The following is a 2,666-nucleotide window of genomic DNA, read 5'->3' as shown; positions in this document are numbered from 1 at the left end:
GCCATCAGTATGGACGGCAAGGGCTGCTGGCGCGACAACGTGTTCGTTGAGCGCCTTTGGCGCTCGGTGAAATACGAGGAGGTATATCTGCACGCCTACGCATCGGTCCCCGAGGCCCGCGCCGGCATCGGCCGATACTTCGCATTTTATAATGGCATCCGGCCGCACTCAGCTCTTGGCGGCCGCACGCCCGACCAGATATACTTCGACCAGCCGCTTCTCGCAGCGGCATGATCAACCAGCGGCGATCCACTTATCCAAGCCGCGAGCCTGTGCAGACGACCGGAGCCACCTCTGCCGACGGGAAGGGGAGGACCTGTGAATCCGGCGAGAAGACTGACAGCGCGATGGCGGTCAACGTGTGGGGCGAGTTCTCGAAGGCTCTCTCGAGCTCCGCTCGCACTGCGGGGTCGCCGGGAGCGGTTGCGATACCGCTAAACGCGATCGCGCGCGACCGCGATGTCGAACAAGCTGCTGGAATCGAGCGACAATCGTATATCGCTCACCGCATGATGCTTGTCGACCATGGTTAACAACCGTTTCATCATGGGACATGGATTGCGTAAGTTAATCAAAGACTAACGTGCTACGCCTTCGTATTCTTCTGCACATGCACTGACGATGGTGCGGCGACCCAACAGGAGAAATTTCATGCGTGATCTTCGTCTTAGCGAACTCAACAGCGTCTATGGTGCCGGCGGTTGCGGTTGCGGCAGCTCGCCCCAGGGTCCCGGCAAGGGCAGCAAGAACAAGGGCAGCGCCAGCAAGGGCAGCAAGAACAAGGGCAGCAAGAACAAGGGCAGCAAGAACAAGGGTAGCCGGAACAAGGGCAGCAAGGGCTGCTACTGATCCGCTGAACGCGCTCGGTGCAAGCTGAACCAGGGGGTGGGGCCAGACGGCACCCACCCCTTTTTCGTTACATACTCACGCGGCGCGCGCTCGGCGCTCAGCTGAGCCATCCGGTGATCGCGTAGCGACGGTCCACCGCCGACGGCGGTGATGCAGGGCTTTGTCAGACCAACGTGGCACTGCCTCTGCGTGGCTGATACCGGCCGGTGATGAGCCGAAAATCGAGAGCACTTCCGCCAAGCCCGTTTCGACGTTTCAACTCGTCGCCGGAGGTAATCCGCCTGGTGGTGATGATGTACGTGCGTTTCCCGCTGTCGCTGCGGAACGTCGAGGATCTGCTGTTCGACCGCGGCATCGACATCTGCCACGAGACGGTGCGGATGTGGTGGAACCGGTTCGGTCCGATGTTCGCAGGCGACATCCGCCGCCAGCGGGTGAGTGCGATGCGCGGTTTCCGCCATTGGCGCTGGCATCTCGACGAGATGTACGTGAAGCTCAACGGCGAGATGGTTTACCTCTGTCGAGCGGTCGACCAGGAGGGCGAGATTCTCGAGAGCTACATCACGAAGACCCGCGACAAAGCGGCTGCGCTTACGTTCATGAAGAAGGCGTTCAAGCGCCACGGCGCGCCAGCAGCCATCACCACCGACGGGCTGCGCTCGTACCGCGCGGCGATGAAAGACCTCGGCAACGAGGAGAAGCAGGAGGTCGGTCGCTGGGCCAACAACCGGGCGGAGAACAGCCATCTGCCGTTCCGAAGACGGGAGCGGGCGATGCTCCGGTTCAGGCGAATGAAGACGCTACAGAAGTTCGCCACAGTCCACGCCAATGTCCACAATCATTTCAATCTCGAACGCCATCTCGTCGACCGGCAGACCTACAAGGAAAGACGCTCCGCCGCGCTGGCGGAGTGGCGGATCCTCGCAAGCTAGGCCGATGCGCTCGAAGCCAGGACTGCATCGTGGAGAGACCGGTTCGCATTAGACGGCTCTGTCAGACCAATGTGGCAGGACGCCGCGTGGGCTGATAGCGGGCGAGAATGAGCCGAAAATCCCGTGCGAAGCCGCCAAGCCCGTTCCTACGGTTTAACTCGTCACCTGACGTAATTCGCCTGGTGGTGATGATGTACATTCGCTTCCCGCTATCGCTGCGAAACGTCGAGGACCTGCTGTTCGAGCGCGGGATCGACATTTGCCACGAGACGGTGCGGCTGTGGTGGAACAGGTTCGGTCCGATGTTTGCCGGCGACATCCGCCGCCAGCGCGTGTGGAGGATGCGCGGATTCCGTCATTGGCGCTGGCACCTCGACGAGATGTACGTGAAGCTGAACGGTGAGATGGTGTATCTATGGCGTGCGGTCGACCACGAGGGCGAGATCCTCGAAAGCTACGTCACCAGGACCCGCGACAAGGATGCCGCACTCACCTTCATGAAGAAGGCACTGAAGCGCCACGGCAAGCCCGAGGCGATCACCACCGACGGGCTCCGCTCGTACCGCGCTGCGATGAATGCGCTCGGTAATGCCGATAAGCAGGAGATCGGACGTTGGGCCAACAATCGGGTCGAGAACAGCCATCTGCCGTTCCGACGACGGGAGCGGGCGATGGTCAGATTCCGGCAGATGAAGTCGCTACAAAAATTCGCCAGCGTCCATGCCAATGTCCACAATCACTTCGATCTCCAGCGCCATCTCGTCGACCGCCAGACCTACAAGGAACGCCGCTCGGCCGCGCTGGCCGAGTGGCAGGCACTCGCCGGCTGAGTTATGACCCCAAAGCCCGAACTGCATCGTGTGGAGACGAGTTCGCATTAGACTG

The 2,666-nt window shown here is 61.2% G+C and carries 4 protein-coding genes; all 4 read left to right on the top strand.

Going from position 1 to position 2,666, the window contains the following annotated elements:
- Positions 1 to 234: integrase core domain-containing protein (locus tag EAH84_RS15750; protein ID WP_140867210.1), on the top strand; the 234-nt coding region annotated here is incomplete at its 5' end.
- A 417-nt stretch (positions 235 to 651) separates the two neighbouring features.
- Positions 652 to 849, top strand: a complete 198-nt coding sequence (locus EAH84_RS15745; protein WP_161978440.1) for a hypothetical protein — start codon at positions 652 to 654, stop codon at positions 847 to 849.
- 209 nt (positions 850 to 1,058) lie between these two features.
- Positions 1,059 to 1,781, top strand: coding sequence for an IS6 family transposase (locus EAH84_RS15740; RefSeq protein WP_140872913.1), 723 nt, complete (start codon positions 1,059 to 1,061; stop codon positions 1,779 to 1,781).
- A 107-nt stretch (positions 1,782 to 1,888) separates the two neighbouring features.
- The gene (locus EAH84_RS15735; RefSeq protein WP_140872912.1) at positions 1,889 to 2,611 is read left to right on the top strand and encodes an IS6 family transposase; all 723 of its coding nucleotides are present in this window, start codon (positions 1,889 to 1,891) and stop codon (positions 2,609 to 2,611) included.
- The last annotated feature ends 55 nt before the right edge of the window (positions 2,612 to 2,666 follow it).

This window comes from Sphingomonas oligophenolica (assembly GCF_006438955.1).
Classification (GTDB): domain Bacteria; phylum Pseudomonadota; class Alphaproteobacteria; order Sphingomonadales; family Sphingomonadaceae; genus Sphingomonas; species Sphingomonas oligophenolica_A.
The sequence above is the reverse complement of the archived record's forward strand: the minus strand, read 5'-3'. Positions and strand labels throughout refer to the sequence as shown.